General features: G+C 33.6%; 18 protein-coding genes. 11 read left to right on the top strand and 7 right to left on the bottom strand.

Annotation, left to right across the window (positions count from 1 at the left end; translation table 11 throughout):
- Positions 1-26: 26 nt before the first annotated feature.
- The 6 genes from AC3ITQ_RS13880 to dnaK all read right to left on the bottom strand — a co-directional run bounded on the left by AC3ITQ_RS13880 (position 27) and on the right by dnaK (position 10,142).
- Complete coding sequence (locus tag AC3ITQ_RS13880) at positions 27-2,771, bottom strand: helix-turn-helix and ligand-binding sensor domain-containing protein (protein ID WP_489234788.1); 2,745 nt, start codon at positions 2,769-2,771, stop codon at positions 27-29.
- A gap of 95 nt (positions 2,772-2,866) precedes the next feature.
- Positions 2,867-4,051: an acetate/propionate family kinase gene (locus AC3ITQ_RS13875; RefSeq protein ID WP_489234787.1), complete on the bottom strand. Its 1,185-nt coding sequence runs from the start codon at positions 4,049-4,051 to the stop codon at positions 2,867-2,869.
- A gap of 86 nt (positions 4,052-4,137) precedes the next feature.
- Entirely contained in the window at positions 4,138-6,231 is a 2,094-nt protein-coding gene (gene pta / locus AC3ITQ_RS13870) for a phosphate acetyltransferase (RefSeq protein ID WP_489234786.1), read from the bottom strand.
- A 32-nt stretch (positions 6,232-6,263) separates the two neighbouring features.
- Positions 6,264-7,334, bottom strand: coding sequence for a magnesium/cobalt transporter CorA (corA, locus tag AC3ITQ_RS13865; protein WP_489234785.1), 1,071 nt, complete (start codon positions 7,332-7,334; stop codon positions 6,264-6,266).
- A gap of 182 nt (positions 7,335-7,516) precedes the next feature.
- The gene (locus tag AC3ITQ_RS13860; RefSeq protein WP_489234784.1) at positions 7,517-8,071 is read right to left on the bottom strand and encodes a hypothetical protein; all 555 of its coding nucleotides are present in this window, start codon (positions 8,069-8,071) and stop codon (positions 7,517-7,519) included.
- A 187-nt stretch (positions 8,072-8,258) separates the two neighbouring features.
- Complete coding sequence (gene dnaK, locus AC3ITQ_RS13855) at positions 8,259-10,142, bottom strand: molecular chaperone DnaK (RefSeq protein WP_489234783.1); 1,884 nt, start codon at positions 10,140-10,142, stop codon at positions 8,259-8,261.
- Between the two features lie 382 nt (positions 10,143-10,524).
- Between dnaK and AC3ITQ_RS13850 the strand changes: the two genes are divergently transcribed.
- The 7 genes from AC3ITQ_RS13850 to AC3ITQ_RS13820 all read left to right on the top strand — a co-directional run bounded on the left by AC3ITQ_RS13850 (position 10,525) and on the right by AC3ITQ_RS13820 (position 16,113).
- On the top strand, positions 10,525-11,790 hold the full coding sequence (locus tag AC3ITQ_RS13850; protein ID WP_489234782.1) for a Na+/H+ antiporter: 1,266 nt from the start codon (positions 10,525-10,527) through the stop codon (positions 11,788-11,790).
- Positions 11,791-11,880: 90 nt separating this feature from the next.
- The gene (locus AC3ITQ_RS13845; protein ID WP_489234781.1) at positions 11,881-12,333 is read left to right on the top strand and encodes a carboxymuconolactone decarboxylase family protein; all 453 of its coding nucleotides are present in this window, start codon (positions 11,881-11,883) and stop codon (positions 12,331-12,333) included.
- Positions 12,334-12,379: 46 nt separating this feature from the next.
- Positions 12,380-12,730, top strand: coding sequence for a YciI family protein (locus tag AC3ITQ_RS13840; protein WP_489234780.1), 351 nt, complete (start codon positions 12,380-12,382; stop codon positions 12,728-12,730).
- Positions 12,731-12,766: 36 nt separating this feature from the next.
- Positions 12,767-13,996: an RNA polymerase sigma factor gene (locus tag AC3ITQ_RS13835; RefSeq protein WP_489234779.1), complete on the top strand. Its 1,230-nt coding sequence runs from the start codon at positions 12,767-12,769 to the stop codon at positions 13,994-13,996.
- 49 nt (positions 13,997-14,045) lie between these two features.
- A complete protein-coding gene (locus tag AC3ITQ_RS13830; protein ID WP_489234778.1) occupies positions 14,046-14,513 on the top strand; it encodes a hypothetical protein in 468 nt (155 codons plus the stop codon).
- Positions 14,514-14,721: 208 nt separating this feature from the next.
- Positions 14,722-15,159 (top strand): acyl-CoA thioesterase, encoded by a 438-nt coding sequence (locus AC3ITQ_RS13825; protein ID WP_133507135.1) that lies wholly within the window; start codon positions 14,722-14,724, stop codon positions 15,157-15,159.
- An 87-nt stretch (positions 15,160-15,246) separates the two neighbouring features.
- On the top strand, positions 15,247-16,113 hold the full coding sequence (locus tag AC3ITQ_RS13820; RefSeq protein WP_489234777.1) for a mechanosensitive ion channel family protein: 867 nt from the start codon (positions 15,247-15,249) through the stop codon (positions 16,111-16,113).
- 59 nt (positions 16,114-16,172) lie between these two features.
- Here the strand turns inward: AC3ITQ_RS13820 and AC3ITQ_RS13815 are convergent, their stop codons facing one another.
- Positions 16,173-16,865, bottom strand: a complete 693-nt coding sequence (locus AC3ITQ_RS13815) for a hypothetical protein (protein WP_489234776.1) — start codon at positions 16,863-16,865, stop codon at positions 16,173-16,175.
- 266 nt (positions 16,866-17,131) lie between these two features.
- Here AC3ITQ_RS13815 and AC3ITQ_RS13810 point away from each other — a divergent pair, with 266 nt between their 5' ends.
- From AC3ITQ_RS13810 to AC3ITQ_RS13795, 4 genes are read left to right on the top strand one after another with little or no spacing between them, the layout of a single operon-like run.
- A complete protein-coding gene (locus AC3ITQ_RS13810; protein WP_489234775.1) occupies positions 17,132-18,124 on the top strand; it encodes an alpha/beta fold hydrolase in 993 nt (330 codons plus the stop codon).
- A 27-nt stretch (positions 18,125-18,151) separates the two neighbouring features.
- Positions 18,152-18,541, top strand: a complete 390-nt coding sequence (locus AC3ITQ_RS13805; protein ID WP_489234774.1) for a DUF1398 domain-containing protein — start codon at positions 18,152-18,154, stop codon at positions 18,539-18,541.
- An 18-nt stretch (positions 18,542-18,559) separates the two neighbouring features.
- Positions 18,560-19,384, top strand: a complete 825-nt coding sequence (locus tag AC3ITQ_RS13800; protein ID WP_489234773.1) for a ThuA domain-containing protein — start codon at positions 18,560-18,562, stop codon at positions 19,382-19,384.
- An 11-nt stretch (positions 19,385-19,395) separates the two neighbouring features.
- Entirely contained in the window at positions 19,396-20,250 is an 855-nt protein-coding gene (locus AC3ITQ_RS13795; RefSeq protein WP_489234772.1) for a sulfurtransferase, read from the top strand.
- Position 20,251 lies beyond the last annotated feature (1 nt).

The raw sequence follows: 20,251 nt of genomic DNA, 5'->3' as shown, positions 1-20,251 counted from the left end.
AAAAACATAAAATTTAAATGCAAATCTTACACACTTAATAAAAACTTTGACAGGTTTTCTTCCTGCGAGAGATTTAATTTCTTTCTAAGGCGATATCTGTGTAATTCTACACCTCTAAAAGAGATATTCATCATAGGTGCAATTTCCTTTGAAGAAAGGTTCATTTTAAGATACACACACAGTTTTATATCCTTTGGAGTAAGAATTGGATATTTCTTTGAAAGACTAATGATAAATTCATTGTGAATCTGATTCAAATTGGTTTCAAAAATTTCCCATTCGTGCTTATTTACTTCATTAATCTTAATTGCTTTTTTTATTTCGCTTTTAAGTTTATTAAAGTCTTTTTCAGAATCAAGAATATTCTGAATGTTTTCGATCATTTCACTTTGTTTGGCAATTGATAGTGACTTCCCTGCAACTTCAGATGATTTGGTTTGTAATTCGAGTTCCAAGATATGTTTTTGATATTCTTGCATATTCAACTCGTTCTCTGCTTTTAATTCCATTTCAAGAATTTCTCGCTGATGTTTCAATTCTTCGGCCTGCAATCTTAATTTTTGCATATAACGAAGCTTGTTCCATTTGTAATAGAAAAATAGCACCGCTCCTATTATTAATAAGTATAACAAAATCATCCAAAATGAAAAATACCAAGGTTTTGCTACACTAAATTCGAAATTCGCAACTTTATCATAGTTCGCCCCATCGTGTTTAAAAACCTTAACAGCATGACTTCCACTATCTAAATTGTTTAAAACAATTAGTCCGTTTAGGACGGGAATAAATTCCTTGTTATTGTCCAATTTATAAAACAAATTAGGCTTACTGGCTCCATAAATTCCTGAAATAACATTTATTTGCAGTTCCGTATTATATTTAATTTTGGAATCGTTTGGAACTAAATTTTCCTCATTAAAAGATTCAATCTTAACCGCTGAATTTTGCCTATTCTCATATTTCAATTGTAAGGATATAAAACCATCATCGAGATTTAGTAAATAATGATTGGCATGCTTAAAAATCCTTAAATTATCATTGATTAATTTCCCTTTATAATACTTCGCCTGAATAATATTCCACAAAAATTTATTCCCAGTAGCTTTAATATGGTATAAAATTCCATCCTGAAGTACCATAAAATGATCCTCGTCTATGCTTATTATATCCGAAACATTTTTAAAGTTCTGGTTAAATAATTCGTTTTCTTCTAGTTTGTTGGTTATCGAATTATAAGTGTACCACGAATTATTGATCAGGAATAGAATTTCATTTCTAAATTCAAATATCTTAACTCCAAAGTCGTTTTTAATCTTACTTTGCTGTGTGATATTTTCAACTTTTTTAGTTTTAAAATTATCATCGTATATAACACGATAGAGGCCACGGTAATTATCTGCAGCCCATATTTCATTCTTTTTGTTCTGGGCTATATATTTTATAGGTTTAGAAAGATCTTTAATCACTTTCTTCTGACTTAAATCTGAAAGATTATCATAAACAACAACGCCACTATAAGTCGACTGAAAGTAATTATTATTAATACTGCTTTTCGATAAATTCCAGCCACCACTAATATTATTTATTTTAGACAGCGAACCATTATCGTAAGAAAATGTGCCATCGTTATGACCAATAATATATTTATTATTGATTTCTGTAATATTCCATGCCTGCCCCTGAGTATTGGGTATCATTTTGAATTTGCCTGAATCAAATTCAAAAACGCCATGGTTTGTTGCTATTAAATAACCTTTGTTTGTAGTAGCAACCGAGTAAACAGAGCCTAAAATACCTGAATTATCATAAAAGATTGAAATAGGAGAATTGATCTCAACATGAGCGATTCCATTATCTAAGCCCAGCCACAAATCATTTTCTTTGTCAAAACCAATACTCAAAATGGAGTTGTTCATTAAGACATTTTTTCTGTCAATATTTTTATAGGTATCAGATTTAAAATCATAGATAAAAACACCTCGGTTTCCGGTACCTACAATAAGTTTATTGTTTTTAGTAAACTTGCCTACATTAATTGTTGACTCTTTTAAAATTTCATTTAATGGATTATTCCAAGGCTTTAAACCCTCTTTTTCTACTGTAAAAATTCCTTTTTTCTGTGTAAAAATATAAGTCCTGTTTTGGTATTTTTCAATGGCATGAACGACACAGTTTTTAAGAACATTCCATCCCTTTGGATTTGCAATCCTTGATCCGTTCATTTTAAAAGTACCTTTTGCTACAGAGGCAACATAAAGATCCTGATCAACAACAAAGCAATACGAAATTAGAAATGGAAATTTAATTTTCTGAATGTGTTTTCCGTTATAAATAAAAACATCATTGAAGGACTGGAAATATAACGAACCATTGAATCTGAAAATTTTCCAGATTTCTTCATTGTCTTTCTCGTCAAACAAGCGCAGGTTTTTGGTAATTGAAACATACTGCATTTTGCCCTCTTTTCGATACCAATAGCCAAATTCCTTATAAGAACCGGAATAAATACGATCCCCTTCAATCAAAATGGATCGAATAATAGTTTTATTTGGTAAGGTATATTTCTCCCATTTTACGCCATCATATCGCAGCAAATAATGATTATTAGCAAAATACATGGCATTATCTTTACCCTGGACAACGTTCCAAATTTGGTTGTCGCCCTGATAGTTTGATTTATTATAATTTTCAACGAAAGGAAGTAATTCTTGTGCTTGAATTTGTGAAGCGATGAAAAAGAAGAAAAGTGATTTTAGAAGTATCGATTTCAAAATATTCAGTTTTATAGCCAAAGATACTGACAAATATTTAATAAGTAAAAAAGCCTCTCAATTGAGAAGCTTTTTTATTAGTATTAGTATCTTATTTAATTGTCAAGCAAATGATAAACCTGATTTGCTATTTCATATTCTTCATCAGTTGGCACTACCAAAACTTTAGCTTTGGAGTCTGCTTTGTTGATTTCTCTAATAGCTTTAGAGCGAACTTGATTTTTTTCATCGTCTATTTCTATTCCAAAATAATCCATATCCGTACAAACTAATTTCCGCATATACGAAGAGTTTTCACCAATTCCAGCCGTAAAAACAATGGCATCTAAGCCATTTAATGCTGCAGCATAGGCGCCAATAAACTTTTTAATGCGATAAGCATTCATTTGCAAAGCCAATTGACATTCCTTATTTCCTTTCTCAGCCTCAGCTTCAATATCACGCAAATCACTGTAGCCAGTAAGTCCAAGCATACCGCTTTGTTTTAATAAAACTGCATTTACTTCATCCGCTGTATAACCAAGATTTTTAATCATGTAAAAAACAACCGACTGATCAATATCACCGGAACGTGTTCCCATAATTAACCCATTTGACGGAGAAAACCCCATTGTAGTGTCAATACATTTTCCGTCTTTAACAGCAGCCATACTACAGCCATTTCCTAAATGAATAGTAATGATTTTAGAATTATGCTCTAAAAATTCAATTGCTTTTTCAGAAACATATTTGTGGCTCGTTCCGTGAAAACCATACACACGGACTTTATTTTCTGTCAAAAGATAATTTGGAATTGCATATTTATAAGCCACTTCCGGCATTGTTTGATGAAAGGCAGTATCAAAAACAGCTATTTGCTCGGCTGAACTAAAGATTTCTTCAGCAACATTAATTCCTTCTAAATTGGCTGGATTATGTAAAGGAGCCAGCTCAAAAAGCTGTTTAATTTTTGCTTTTACTTTTTCGTCAATTTTTACTGTATCGCTAAAATCACTTCCTCCATGCACTACACGATGACCTACCGCTGCAATTTCTGAAGTCGATTGTATAACACCTTTTTCAGCATCCAAAAGCATATTAGCTACTTTCTGTAAACCTACTTTATGATTGGGAATAGGAGATGTTTCTTCTATTGAATTTGATGCCGTTTTAAAAGTAATATTTGAAGTTTCTAAACCAATTCTGTCAATCATACCGGAACAAATTACTTCGTTTGTTGGCATTACCATTAATTGATATTTTATGGATGAACTTCCTGAGTTTATAATTAGTATTTTCATTTTTGAGTATTTTGCCACAAAGGCGCTAAGTCACTAAGTTTTTTTATTTCCGACGAAGATGCAAAGTTTTAATTTCTATTTTTTAATTAAAGTCCCTGTGCCTGAATTGCTGTAATTACAACTGTGTTTATAATATCGTCTACGGTACAGCCACGACTTAAATCATTTACAGGCTTGTTTAAACCTTGTAACATTGGTCCAATGGCCAATGCTCCGGTTTCTCTTTGAACAGCTTTATACGTGTTATTTCCTGTATTTAAATCGGGGAAAATTAATACGCTCGCCTGCCCTGCCACTTCAGAATCCGGCATTTTACTTTTTCCTACGGCACGATCTACTGCGGCATCATATTGAATTGGTCCTTCAATTTTTAAATCAGGACGTTTTTGTTTTACTATTTCCGTTGCCGTTCTTACTTTCTCTACTTCATCACCTTTTCCTGAAGTTCCGGAAGAATAAGAAAGCATCGCAATTTTAGGCTCAATTCCGAAAGCTGAACTTGAATCTGCTGAGGAAATAGCAATTTCTGCCAATTGTTCTGCTGTTGGATTCGGATTAATGGCACAATCTCCAAAAACAGAAACTCTATCCTCCAAACACATAAAAAATACAGAAGAAACAACAGATGAATTAGGTTTTGTTTTAATGAATTGTAATGCTGGCAAAATCGTATGTTGTGTGGTATGTGCTGCTCCCGAAACCATTCCGTCAGCGTGCCCTTTATACACCATCATAGTTCCGAAATACGAGACATCTTCCATTAAATCCCTTGCCATTGTTATGCTTACATTTTTGGCTTTTCGAAGCTCATAATAGGTATTCGCATAATCTTCATAAAACTCAGATTCACTTGGATTAATGATTTTTATTTTTGAAAAATCAAAAGTTATTCCGAGTTCAGCTACTTTGTTTTCTATTTGTTTTTTATCGCCAATAATTGAAATATCAACCACATCCATATCTAATAATCTCGACGCAGCAGTAATGATTCTATCATCATTTCCTTCTGGTAAAACAATATGTTTACGGTGTTGTTTGGCTCTTTTGACCATATTGTACTGGAACATTTTTGGCGTCATTCCTTCGGGAACAAAAGTGATCACTCTTTCTGATAAAGCTTCAATTGCTACATATTTTTCAAAAGTCGTAATTGAAGTTTCGATCTTATGCGTATTATTCGCGTAGATTTCAGATCGTATCGAACCTATTTTATTGGTAATATTATAAGTTCCCCCATCAACAGCAATAATTGGAACAACTGCAGAAAGTCCCTCAATAAGTTTTAAGATACTGTCTTCCGGAATAATATTTCCCGTTAAAATAATTCCTGAAATAGTTGGATAATTTACCGACTCATTAGCCTGTAAAGCTCCAAGAATAATATCAGAACGGTCACCAGGTGTAATTACAAGGGCATTGTCATGCAAATGAACCAGATAATTGTGCAACTGCATTGCTCCTACACTGTAATGTCCAATTTCATTATTTAAATAAGCACTTCCGAATAGAACTTTAGCATCTAGCTGATTAACAATTTCCTGCATTGTCGGATTATTCAAACTTGAAATCAGCGGAATAGTATTAATCAAAACATTGGCCGGCAGACTTTTTTGAAGACCTTTGGTTACCAATTCAATATTTTCAGGCTGGACTTTATTGGCAAAAACCGATAAAACTTCAACCTCTTTTACTTTAAAGGAATCGTAAACCAAATAAAGGCTGTCTACTAACTCTTCTAAAGTTTTCCCAACTCCTGATCCAATAATCATGGTTGGAATTCCGAGATTTTTGGCAATTAAAACATTCAGGTCTAATTCTATCGAAGTACCTTCTCCTGTGAAACTGGTTCCTTCAACTAAAACAAAATCAAAACGTTCTTCCAGTTTTTTATATTTTTCAATAATTAAATCCAGGACCTCACCTATTTTTCCTTTATTTTTTTTCTTGATCAGTTTGCTTTTGGTAATGGCGTAAGCCTCTTCAAACTTAATATCAAGGTTAAAATAAGACAAAACTGTTTCAATATGATTGTCTTGTTCTCCATCAACAAAATCTTCTATTATAGGTCTGAAATAACCCACTTTAGCCGTTTTACCAATTAAAATGCTCATCAAGCCTAAGGTAATAATAGATTTTCCGCTATTATGGTCGCTGGTAGCTATGTATACTGCTTTGCTCATAATTTAAAGTTTGAAATAATAATTAATAAACGTTAAAACCAACGTCTTTTTTTGAAATAGATAATCAAGGCTATCACCAATAAAAACATGGCTCCCATGACCATAAAATAGCCGTTTCTCTCTTTAAGCTCCGGCATATACTCAAAGTTCATTCCGTATACCCCAACAATAAAAGTAAGCGGAATAAAAATGGCTGAAATAATCGTCAGTGTTTTCATGATCTCATTCATTTTCCGGCTTTGTTCCGAAAAATAAAAGTTAGAAGCACTTTCCAGTGAACTCATATCTGAATCAATTTGCTCCAAAAGCTCTAAACTTTTTTGATGCAATCTGACGAAAAAATTAAAAGTTTCCTTCTGAATCAGTTCATTTGTATCATCATCTTTAATCGTCTTCAAATAATACAATGAATCACGCAATGGTATAATGGAACGCTTTAAAAAATTAAAATTATCACGATGATTTTCTATCTTTTCCAAAATAATAGGATCAGCACCTTTTTTAGTCAGATCAATCAATTCTTCAATATTATCCTCTTCATCTTCAATTGTAATGTAAAAATTCTCCATTACAGCGTCTAATAATAAATAAAGCAAATAATCTACTTTTTTTGTTCTTACAATTCCAGCGTGCGTGCGTAAACGTTCCCGTATATGAGTGAAGAAATCGCTCCGTTTTTCCTGAAAAGAAATCAGAATTCCGTCTTTTAAAATAAAACTCAGCTGTTCTACTTTAAGACCATCTGAATACTCAGAAGGCAAAAGCGATTTGATATTAAAAAATAAAACATCTTGTTGTTCTTCTAATTTCGTTCTTTTGGTAGTGTTTAATATATCTGCTAATAAAAAATCATCAAGCTTAAAATGCGCTCCGATTGTTTTAATTAATTCGAGATTATTTAATCCATGAATATTCAGCCAATTATTTTTAGTGTAATCTATGCAGGTATTTAAGGCAAAAACGGTAAATTTCTCATATTCGATAACGTCAGCATCGTTATATACAAAAAGCTGCATTTCTGTTTCATGATCTTTATGAGATCCAGTATACTCTAAACTAGTATGTTGCAGTTTACGGCCTTTTTTGTATTTTATCTTTCTCATTCAAAATGATTTATATAGTAATATTACAAAAAAGATTTTGAACGGGAAATGACATTTGTCATTTTGTGAAGATATACAAATAGTAAAAACCTGCTATTGCTAACTTCTTGATCTTAAAAACTTAGTCACAAAAAAACCGGACTATTTCTAGTCCGGTTCATAATTATTTACACTACAAAGTTTTATTGAGACAACACAGTATAAGATAAATTGCTAAAAACTCCATTTTTTACTTCAAAAATATCAGGAGTTACAATTTTAGTTTGGAGGGCGTTACCTTTTTCCGACTTAAAGCTAAAAGTTCCCGATACTGTTTTTTTCTCCGGATCCATTGCAGTTATTGTCATTTTTCCAACCACTGGCATATGCTCTGTATAAGTATTTCCGTCTATTAAATAAGTATTTACAAACAAGGCATCGCTAGGAATCCATTCATTCCCATCAGTATCTTCTATATCTTCATAAAAATTATATTCTTTCAATGGCATTGCGTCGCTACTTGTAAACTCACTTTCACAAGCTAGCATAAGCATTTGCGAGCCATCCTGAATATTTATATCAAATCTTTGTCCACTTCCGGAAATTTTAATTAAAGTAACACTATTAATTTTAGTTGGCTTCCATTCTACTCCGTTTATGGTAGCCGAAATTGAGCTGTTATCGTCGTCGTTTTCATCACTGCTGCAGCCTGTAAATAAGATAGATAAAAACAATAATCCTCCAAGAATTTTTTTCATAGTTTTTAGGTTAAGTTTTGGTTTATTTTCCTTCAAAATAACTACTAAAACTTGTAAAAAAAGTACGGAAAACCTCATTCCTAAAAATAAATATATAGAACCTTCTTTTAATAGAGAAACACTCGTTTTTTTGCATAAAAAAACCGGACTATTTCTAGTCCGGTTTTTCATTATTGTAAAAGAAGAATTATTTGACTTCTTCGAATTCAACGTCTTCAACATTGTCACCTTGCGATTGCTCTTGTTGGGGAGCTGCTTGTTGACCTTGTTCACCTTGAGCATACATAGCTTCAGTTGCAGTTTTCCATGCAGCGTTCACATTGTCTAATCCTTTTTGGATAGCCTCAAGATCTTGAGATTGGTGAGCAAATCTTAATTCAGTCAAAGCAAACTCGATAGCAGTTTTGTGATCGTCAGTAAGCTTATCTCCTAACTCTTTCAACTGAGTTTCAGTTTGGAAGATAGTACTGTCAGCTTCATTAATTTTTTCAGCTTTAGCTCTTAAAACTTTATCAGACTCAGCGTTAGCTTCAGCATCTTGTTTCATTCTTTCGATTTCTTCAGAAGTTAATCCAGAAGAAGCTTCGATACGAATATCGTGAGATTTTCCAGTTCCTTTATCAGTAGCAGTTACTTTGATGATACCATTAGCATCAATATCAAAAGCAACTTCGATTTGAGGAACTCCTCTTGGTGCTGGTGGAATACCATCTAAGTGGAAACGACCGATAGTTTTATTATCTACAGCCATAGCTCTTGCACCTTGAAGAACGTGTAGTTCAACAGATGGTTGAGAATCAGAAGCAGTAGAGAATACTTGAGATTTTTTAGTTGGAATAGTTGTGTTAGCCTCAATTAAGATAGTCATAACACCACCCATAGTTTCGATACCTAAAGATAAAGGCGTAACGTCAAGTAACAATACATCTTTTACATCTCCAGATAAAACTCCACCTTGAATAGCTGCTCCAATTGCAACAACTTCATCAGGGTTAACTCCTTTAGACGCTTTTTTACCAAAGAATTTTTCAACTTCTTCAACAATTCTTGGGATACGTGTAGAACCACCAACTAAGATAACTTCGTCAATATCAGAAACTGATAAACCTGCATTTTTCAACGCTTTAGCAACTGGTGCCATAGAACGTTTTACTAATGAATCAGTTAATTTTTCAAATTGAGCTCTAGTTAATTTTTTAACTAAGTGTTTTGGTCCAGAAGCTGTAGCAGTTACATAAGGTAAGTTGATTTCAGTTTCTGCAGAAGATGACAATTCAATTTTAGCTTTCTCAGCAGCTTCTTTGATACGTTGCAATGACATTGGGTCAAGACGTAAATCGATACCTTCTTCAGCTTTAAATTCGTCAGCTAACCAGTCAATAATTGTATGGTCAAAATCATCTCCTCCTAAGTGAGTGTCTCCATCAGTAGACAATACTTCGAAAACTCCGTCTCCTAATTCAAGAACAGAGATATCAAAAGTACCTCCACCTAAATCGTAAACAGCAATTTTTTGATCAGTTCCTTTTTTATCTAATCCGTAAGCAAGTGCAGCTGCAGTTGGCTCGTTGATGATACGCATAACTTTAAGACCTGCAATTTCACCAGCTTCTTTAGTCGCTTGACGTTGTGCATCGTTAAAGTAAGCAGGAACAGTAATAACCGCTTCAGTTACAGTTTGACCTAAATAGTCTTCAGCAGTTTTTTTCATTTTTTGAAGAGTCATTGCTGACAACTCTTGTGCAGTATATAAACGACCATCAATATCCACACGTGGTGTATTGTTATCTCCTTTTACTACTGAATAAGGTACTCTTTTTGCTTCCTCAGTGATTTCACCAAAAGAATGTCCCATAAAACGTTTGATAGAAGCAATAGTCTTTGTTGGATTAGTTACTGCTTGTCTTTTTGCAGGATCACCTACTTTAATTTCGCCACCTTCAACAAAAGCGATGATAGATGGAGTTGTTCTTTTTCCTTCTGCGTTAGGAATAACAACTGCTTCGTTACCTTCCATTACAGAAACACAAGAGTTCGTCGTACCTAAGTCAATTCCGATTATTTTACCCATTTTTTATATATTTAATTTTGATATACATTTTATAACTCAGGTGGCATAAGTCAATCTTTGTGCCAATATAAAAAACCAAAGTAAATTGTCAGTTTTCATGTCGGCACACTAAAAATCATCTGACAACATGACATTTTTAAAACCTGACAGACGTGGCATATCAGTGCTTTACGTGTCATTATCAAGAGCTTTTGTTGTTATTTCAGGAGCTGTTTCCCGCTTTCGGTTATATCTTTTTTAAAGCGAAGAAAAATCGCCTTAAAAAAGGATACCGCCTCTATCGGGGCTAGGGCACTCTCTTTCAAAAGAAAATTTATTCCAATTACAATCAAATTTTTTTTTAATTAAATTAGCTATTCCTAAAAGTCTCTAAATCTATTTAATGGAAAACTACACCATCATCATTTTTATTCTGGCCATTGTCATTGGTCTTTCTGCATTTGCTGACAAATCAAAAATCCCCTATCCTATTCTTTTAGTTATTGTCGGAATCGGAATTGGTTTTATTCCAACAATGGCAGAAATAGAAATCAATCCCGAAATTATATTCCTGATATTTCTTCCTCCTTTATTATATGATGCTTCGTTTAATATATCTCCTAAACATTTCAAAACAAATCTTAGCACCATAAGTACCTTAGCAATACCTCTTGTGTTTCTAACCACCTTTTGGATTGCCGTAGTTTCTCATTATATGATTCCCGGAATGACCTGGCCGTTATCCTTTGTACTCGGAGCTATATTATCAGCTACAGATGCCGTCGCAGCCGTAAACGTTACAAAAGGACTCGCAATACCTGAAAAAACAATTACAATCCTAGAAGGTGAAAGTTTAATTAATGACGCATCTGCCTTGGTTGCGTACCGTTTTGCCGTAGCGACCGCAATGGGTTCTGCTTTTATAATCTGGAAAGCAACATTGGAGTTTGTACTTTTATTAGGCGGTGGATTCTTAGTCGGGTTTGTAATGGCAAAAATTCTGGCGTTCATTCTTAACAAAGTCCGCAAAAACATAAATGTCACAGTTAGTTTTATGCTTTTGATGCCCTTTGTCACTTATTTAGTTGCGGAGCACCTGCATGTTTCCGGAGTAATTGCAGTGGTATGCTTAGGTTTGGCTATATCGCGTTTCAGTAAAAAAATCTTTCCCGAGAGTTTAAAAAACAATTCCAAAAACCTTTGGGACGTCATTATTTTCATTCTAAACGGATTAATTTTCATCCTAATCGGACTCAATTTTCGATACATTTTAAAAAATATTGATAACGATATGATTCTGCCTTATATTGGTTACGCCGCCATTATAACTATTGTAGCCTTATTAACCAGAATGATAAGAATCTTTTTTCAGAAAATAAACCTGCAAAAAGCTTTTCAAAAAAATGATCGAAAAAAACGAAAAGTCAGTGAACATGCCTTACTTGATTCTAAAAACAGTTTAGTTATTGCATGGTCCGGAATGCGCGGTATTGTTTCGCTTGCTATAGCTCTGGGTTTACCAAAGTTGCTCCCGGACGGAACTCCTTTTCCTGAACGAAATGCAATATTATTTATTTCCGTAGCGGTTGTACTCTTAACCATTGTGGGGCAAGGACTTTCACTTCCGTGGATTGTCAAAAAATTAAATATTAAAGAGGAAGAAAAATAATTTTAAAAAAAATAAAATAATTTGTCCAATTCTGAAAGTTCGATTGTTATTCCATTATAACAACATTTATAAATTTAAAATTTAAACAAAATGGAAAATCGAATTAACATTCACGAAAAAGGACAAAACGCATTAAAAACACTTTATCCAATTGGCGGATATTTGAAAAAATCTCCTCTAGAGCAATCCCTTATCGAATTAGTTCTTTTTAGAGTATCTCAAATCAATCAATGTGCTTATTGCCTGGATATGCATTACAAAGATGCAAGAGATAAAGGTGAAACAGAACAAAGATTATATGGATTAAGTGCCTGGAGAGAAGCAGGATATTACACTAACCGCGAAAGAGCAGCATTTGCATGGGCAGAAGCTTTAACTAAATGTGAGGTAACCGATTCAGTTTACAACGAAACTGCTAAAGAATTTTCAGAACAAGAATTAATTGATTTAACTTTAGCTATCACAAACATTAATACCTGGAACCGTATTAATCTTGCTTTTCCTAACGAACCTGGAACTTACAAAGTGGGACAATTCGGTTAATTTGAAATAAAAGGAAAACTGATTTACAACATCAAAAAATAACATCATGAACGAATTTGTATTAATATTTCGCAGAGATTTTAGCACTAAAGAAACCCAGCCTTCACCACAGGAATTACAAGATTCATTAAAATTATGGCAGGACTGGCTGGGAGGAATTGCAGCGCAGGACAAACTGGCAAAACCTTTGCAACGCTGGGATGGCGAAGGAAAAATTGTGACTACAAATAAAAGCGTCATAAACGGACCTTATGTAGAAATCAAAGAGTCAATTGGCGGGTTAATTATGATAAAAGCTGCTGATTATGATGAAGCTGTTGCGATTGCAAATGGCTGCCCAATATTAGATTTAGGCGGTAACGTTGAAATACGTATGGCTGTTACAGGAACCTATTAATTATTAATTTTATTTCCTGATTGCATTTTTAAATTTATGGAAGAAAGTCAGCTTTTACCCAATTTATTCAGAACAGAGTATCGAAAAATAGTTTCGGTACTCTGTTATTTGTTTGGGATCGAAAATATCGAAATTGCCGAAGACATTACAAGTGATACCTTTCTGGCTGCAACTGAAACCTGGAGCATAAAAGGAATTCCTGAAAATCCGACAGCCTGGCTTTATACAGTGGCAAAAAACAAAATCAAAAATTACTTAAAACGAGATGCCATTTTCGAACAAAAACTTGCTGTCGAAATAAAATACACAGCAAATAAGTCAGAAGAAATTGAAATTGATTTGTCAAACAAAAATATTAATGACAGTCAGTTAGCCATGATTTTTACGGTTTGTAATCCTGTAAATTCTGCCGAAGCACAAATTGCACTCGCTTTAAATTTATTATGCGGATTCGGAATTCAGGAAATATCAGATGGCTTTTTAACCAATAAAGAAGTTATTTACAAAAGAATCAATCGCGCCAAAGAAAAACTCAAAGAAGCCAATATTAAAATTGAACAACCTACCATTGCTGAAATCAACAATCGCCTGGAAACCGTTTTAACAACGCTGTATTTATTATTTTCTGAAGGTTATTATTCGACTTCGCAAAACACAATTCTCAGAAAAGACCTTTGTGCAGAAGCCATGAGATTGACTTTTTTACTGATCGAAAATCCAACAACTAATTTACCAGCTGTAAACGCTTTACTTTCCTTAATGTGTTTTCATAGCTCAAGATTTGATGCCAGAACAAACGAAAATGGTGAAACGATCTTATATCAGGATCAGGATGAATCATTGTGGAATCAGGAATTAATCGAAAAAGGTCAATATTATCTTGTTCAGGCATCAATAGGAAATACACTTTCAAAATACCAACTGGAAGCCAGCATCGCCTATTGGCATACGCAGAAAGAAGATACTCCTGAAAAATGGCAAAATATCCTGCAGCTTTATAATCATTTACTCTTTTTAGAATATTCGCCTATTGCCGCTTTGAACAGAACTTTTGCTTTAGCCAAAACAAATGGAAAAAAGGAAGCTATTATTGAAGCCGAAAAATTAAATCTTACTCAAAATCCTTTTTATTATTCGTTATTAGGCAATCTTTATACTGATATTGACAATAAAAAAGCCATAGAAAATTTCGAAAAGGCATTGCAAATTACTAATTCTCCAGCGGATCAGGCGACAATAATCAAAAACATTAATTCAATAAAGTAATATTAAAATTTAATCTATATTCGTCAACCAAAACCATAAACTTAAAAACATGAACCAGGAATTAGAAAGTAAATTTGACGAATTTGACAAACCAGCAATTATTAGAAGAAAACTCCTTCCATGGTGGATTAAAACATTCTGCTGGATTTTTATGCTATTAGGTGTCTGCGGTCTGGCATCATTAATTGGAAATGCTTTTACAGACAACGTTAGTTTATCTCTTTATGGTTTCTCAAGCAACACAGCATATTCGGGAGTTGGTATTTTTATCATTGCAACCATGACACTTAAAGGTTTTGCAGCGTATTTATTATGGTTTGAGAAGCCAAATGCCATAATAATCGCCAAAATTGATGCTATCGTAGGAATTGTAATTTGTATTGCGGCAATGTTTATCTTACCATTTACTTCCGGAGATGGACACATCCCTATTAGATTAGAAATTCTTTTGCTTATTCCCTACTACATCAAAATAAATAAAATTGAATATGAATGGGATAATCTTGAAAGTTTGTAATTCAAATAAAAACAGCTCTTTCTTCTTTTTTTGAAAACTTTATAATGAAGTAAAAATGTAAGTTCTTTTTATATGCATGCATAATATTTTCAATTTATATCATACATTTCCTTTTTAATTCGTAATTTCGATTTTCTAAAAAGGACTGTTTTATAAAGACCAAAATCTTTAAGAAACACTCGTAATAAAAATTAAAATACAATAAAAAATGGCTTCATTTATTAAAGAAATTTCTTTTCGCTGGTCTGATCTTGACCCTAATTTCCACGTTCGTCACAGTGCTTATTACGATTTTGGTGCACAACACCGTATCGAAATCCTTGAGGAGTTAGGTTTAACTTTGAGAGTGATGCAAACACAAGGATTTGGTCCTGTTTTGTTTAGAGAAGAATGCGTTTTTAGAAAAGAACTAAAACTTTCAGACAAAATATTTATTCATACCAAAACATCAAAAATGAAAGCGGATGCTTCTCGCTGGTCAATTATTCACGAATTCAGAAGAGAAGATGATACACTTTGTGCTGTCATTACGGTTGATGGCGCCTGGATGGATACTAAACTACGTAAACTAGCTTCTCCAACTCCTGAAATTGCGATTGAAGCTTTAAGTATTTTTCCAAAAAGTGATGATTTCGTTGGTTTATAAAAACAAACATCCTTTTTCATAACTTTATCAAATCCAAAAAACAGTATTTAAATATGTTTTTTGGATTTTTTTCTTAAATCAAAAATTATGGTTGATTACTTAAAAGACTTTAGAATAGGTTTCTTTATCGCCTTTATAGCTATTACGACAATTATTCTTGGTGCAATAACAGATAAAGTGCTTCGCTACTTTTTGTATCGCAAACAGGCTAATAAAGATTATGATGCAACCGGATTCAAGTTTTTAAAACATTTAATTATAACTGTAATTTATATTCTTGGTTTTGCTTTTGCACTCATACAAATTCCGGAGTTTAAAATTATTGGGCATTCCGTTTTAGCGGGTGCGGGAATGATTTCTTTAGTCGCTGGTTTGGCTTCTCAACAAGCTTTAAGTAATATTGTCAGCGGTATTTTCTTAGTTATTTTTAAACCTTTCAGAATCAATGATAAAATAACTATCAACAATTTTGTCGGCACGGTTGAAGATATAAATCTTAGACAAGTTGTTTTGAAAGATGCCGAAAACAACCGAATCATTATTCCGAATGCGGTCATCAGCAATCAGATTATTGTCAACACCAATATGCATGACACAAAATGCTGTAAAATAATTGAAATCGGAATTGGATATGATTCTGATGTTGAAAAAGCATTAGAAATCATGAAAGACGAAATTGCCAAACATCCTCTTTTTATTGATACCAGAACAGCTGAAACCAAGAAACAAAAAGCACCTTTGGTTGTAGCTCGCGTTGTGGCACTGGCAGATTCCAGTGTAACACTAAAAGCCTGGGCCTGGGCAAAAAATTCGACAGATGGTTTTGTAATGTATTGCGATTTACTGCAAAGCATCAAAAAACGTTTCGATGAAGCAGCTATTGACATTCCGTATCCTCAGCGAGTTGTGACTTTAAAAAAAGACAAAACAAGTACTGAAGAATCCTCAAAATAGGCAAAAAAGAAAAAATCCGCGACAATCCGTTTAATCTGTCAAATCCGTGGCCTGACATTTTACTGAAATTTCAATCCAAAATTCACTTTATCAAAAGTTGTACTGCAGGAAATTGCAAATCGGCCCAAGTTTACGGTTCCAAAAATACCTTCTACTCCATGTCCGGAATAAAATCCACCTGCTGAAAAACGACGAACCTGATATTTCAAAGCAATATCATTTACCCTGCTGCTCAATTGTCCGAAAACAATAACGTTGGGAATAACTTCATAACTTCCAAAAGCCTTCGGAACTAGTTTTTTATAGTAATCGAAGCTTTCATCGGTTTCATAATCGACACTGGTCGAATGCAGATTTTCTAGGTTACCACCTATATAAGTGTTTTCAGAAAAATGCCATGAAACACTAAAACCGGTAAAGGTTCCGTCATAACCGCTTCGGGATTCCAGATAACCAAGACCAATAGTAGCTCTGAATTTGCCGCAAATTTTTCCGATATACCCAATATAGGTTCGGTCAATTTCCGACTTATCGATTCCGGCACCAAAAATAATATCATCATCACACATATTAAGTGCATACTGAAAATAGGCCGAATATTGATCTTCATTGGCCGCGACAACGCTCCGGCCCTTATCGAGATCGATATTTGCAGATATTAATGTAGAGTTTATTACTGCGAAATCAAATGTGTTGATTTCCTGGGCAAATGTGGGGACTGTGAGCAAGAGTAATAGTATTGTTTTTTTCATAATACCAAGTTTAGCTGACAACATTCTTACTCTAATTTACATCTATTTTTCTTGTTAATAAAAGAAGTTCCTCAAATAACCATATTACTCGATTAAGTGTAAATTTTAAGTAATTAAATTCTTACATTCAATCAATATTCAAAGTAAATACTAAAATTAAGGAGGTATATTTGCTATAATTTTCTCATAACTTTAAGACTTTAATTTTTGCTTTTCAAAATGGTTAACGGTAATTTTATAGTTCTTAATCCTAAATCAGTCCTAAAATGAAAATTATAAAACTGCTCTTAGTGCTATTTCCTATAGTTTGTTTTTCTCAGGAAGGAAACATTAAGTCTTTAGACATTAACTTAACCAATTACGAATATCCTTTTCCAGTAAAATTTATAGAATTGAGCAATCAGCGTCAACTTCTAAAAATGGCCTATATGGATATCATTCCTGAAAATTACAACAAGAAAAATATCGTACTCCTTCATGGTAAAAACTTCAACGGAGCCTATTGGGAAACTACCATTAAAGCTTTGGCTAAAGAAGGTTTTCGTGTCATCGTTCCGGATCAGATTGGTTTTGGAAAATCTACCAAACCAGATAATTTTCAATATACATTTCAGCAGTTAGCCGAGAATACAAAAAAATTATTAGCTCATTTGGGTATTGAAAAAACAGCGATTTTAGGACATTCCATGGGCGGAATGCTGGCGACAAGATTTGCTTTAATGTATCCGGAAACTACAGAAAAACTAGTATTAGAAAACCCAATTGGTTTAGAAGACTGGAAATTGGTCGTTCCTTACAAACCTGTAGATTGGTGGTACGAATCAGAATTAAAACAAAATTACGAAGCCATCAAAAAGTACCAAATGGCGAATTATTATGATGGAAAATGGAATGCCGATTTCCAAAAATGGGCTGAGCTTGGCGCCGGTTGGACTTCAGCTCCGGATTATGATCGCGTGGCATGGAATTCGGCGCTTTTATATGATATGATTTTTACACAGCCCGTTGTATACGAATTCAAAAACATCAAAAGCCCTGCCCTTTTAATTATCGGAACAAGAGACAAAACCGCTTTAGGCAAAAACCTGGTTTCTGAAGAAGTCAAAAAAACAATGGGAAACTACGCCGAATTGGGCAAAAAAACACAAAAAGCAATTCCGAACTCAAAATTAGTCGAAGTGCCAAACACAGGACATTTACCACATATTGAATCTTTCGATCAATTTATAAAACCATTAATCGTATTTTTGAAACAATAAATATTGATAATTAAAAACTCAAAATATATGTTTACAATAGAACAAATAAAAGAAGCACATGCTAAAGTAAAAAGCGGAGCAGATTTTCCAAATTACATACAGGACTTAATCATTTTAGGCGTAAAAGGCTATGATACTTTTGTCAATGACGGACATACTGAATATTATGGCGTAAACAATTATACCGTTGCCTCTGATGAAAAATATGATTTAATACCAATTTCGTCAACAGTAAATAAAGAACGCTTTATCGAATTTTTAGTAGCACATCAGGACGGACAGAGTGATTATATGACTTTTTGTAATCAATGTGGGCAATGCGGAATAGCAAAATGGAGAGTTGATATTATCGAAATGACTTGTATTTATTTTAATCTGGCAGGTAACGAAATACTAATCGAAAAAATTCCTAGCTAGTCAAAAAAAACAGATCTCATGTTTAAAAAATATATTCTGATTGTTGTTTTTTCGATTTGCTTTTTAGGATTTTCACAAGCTAAAAAAGCAAATTCAAAATTTAAAGTAATTGCTTTTTATACGGCAAAAAATGATCAGGCGCATATCAGCTTTGTTCACGAAGCGAATAAGTGGTTTCCTAAAATTGCAGACGAAAATCATTTTGAATACGATTCAACCAGCAATTGGGACAATCTGAATGCCAAATTTTTAGCACAATATAAAGTCGTTTTATTTTTAGACACAAGACCAGAAACGCAAAGTCAAAGAGAAGCTTTTCAGAAATATATGGAAAACGGTGGTGCTTTTATTGGATTTCATTTTTCGGCCTTCGCCTTAAATGATTCTTCATACCCTCTAAACTGGAATTGGTATCATAATATTTTCTTAGGTTCCGGCGAATACGGAAGTAATACCTGGCGACCAACATCGGCAGTTTTAAGAGTTGAAAAGGAAGATCCGATAACAAAAGGACTTCCTAAAACTTTTTCATCACAACCCAACGAATGGTATAGATGGAGCAACGATTTAACTAAAAATCCAGATATTAAAATTCTGGTAGCGATTGACGAAAGCAGTTTTCCGCTCGGAACCGGACCAAAAGCGCATGAAATTTGGCATAGCGGCTATTATCCTGTAGTTTGGACCAATAAAAAATATAAAATGCTCTACGTAAACATGGGCCATAATGATATCGATTACGAACACGGAACTAATAAAACACTTTCACATACTTTTGAAAATGAGAATCAAAATAAACTAATTCTGAATGCCTTACAAGTATTCGGAAATTCAAAAAAATAAATGATTTCAAAATGTCACACAAACTTTCTCCAATAATAAACCCTCAAGAGTTAATCCAATTAAAAGATTCATTAGAAATTGTTTTAATTGATGCCAGAGCCGGAGTCAATGCTGAAGAAAACTATAAAAACGAGCACTTAAAAGGCGCGCGTTATGTCGATTTGAATCGGGATTTAGCAACTGTTGAAGAAAATCCTGCAAATGGCGGAAGACATCCTTTACCTTCTTTAGAAAAGTTTTCAGAAGTATTTTCTAAACTGGGAATCTCTCCCAATAGTCACGTTATTATTTATGATGATAAAAACGGTTCAAATGCTGCTTCACGCTTTTGGTGGATGTTGAGAGCAATTGGCCATGAAAAAGTTCAGGTTTTAAATGGAGGTTTACAAGCAGCTATAAAAAGCGGTTTTCCAACAAGTTCGGCATTAGAAGATGTCGTCCCAACTGATTATAAAATTTCAAATTGGAAATTAACTGTAGCCGATATTCAAGAAGTCGAAAAAGCCCGAAATAATAGCGAAAACATAGTAATCGATGTTAGAGACAAGAATCGTTTTGATGGTCTCACAGAACCGTTGGATTTAATTGCGGGCCATATTCCCGGAGCGATTAACGTTCCGTTTAGCGAAAATTTAAATGAAGATGGTTTTTATAAATCGGCTGAGGATTTAAATCAAAAATATAAGTCAATTTTAGGCAATACAAAACCTGAAAATGTAATCGTTCATTGCGGTTCAGGCGTAACAGCCTGCCATACTTTACTAGCAATAGATTTTGCCGGAATTGAAATTCCAAAATTATATGTTGGCTCTTGGAGCGAATGGTCGAGAAACGATCGCGAAATGTTTACACAGAAAACAGAATAAT

The sequence above is a fragment of the Flavobacterium sp. KH_001 genome (assembly GCF_057840745.1).
Note: the sequence above shows the minus strand (reverse complement) of the source record. Positions and strands in the feature narration are given on the sequence as shown.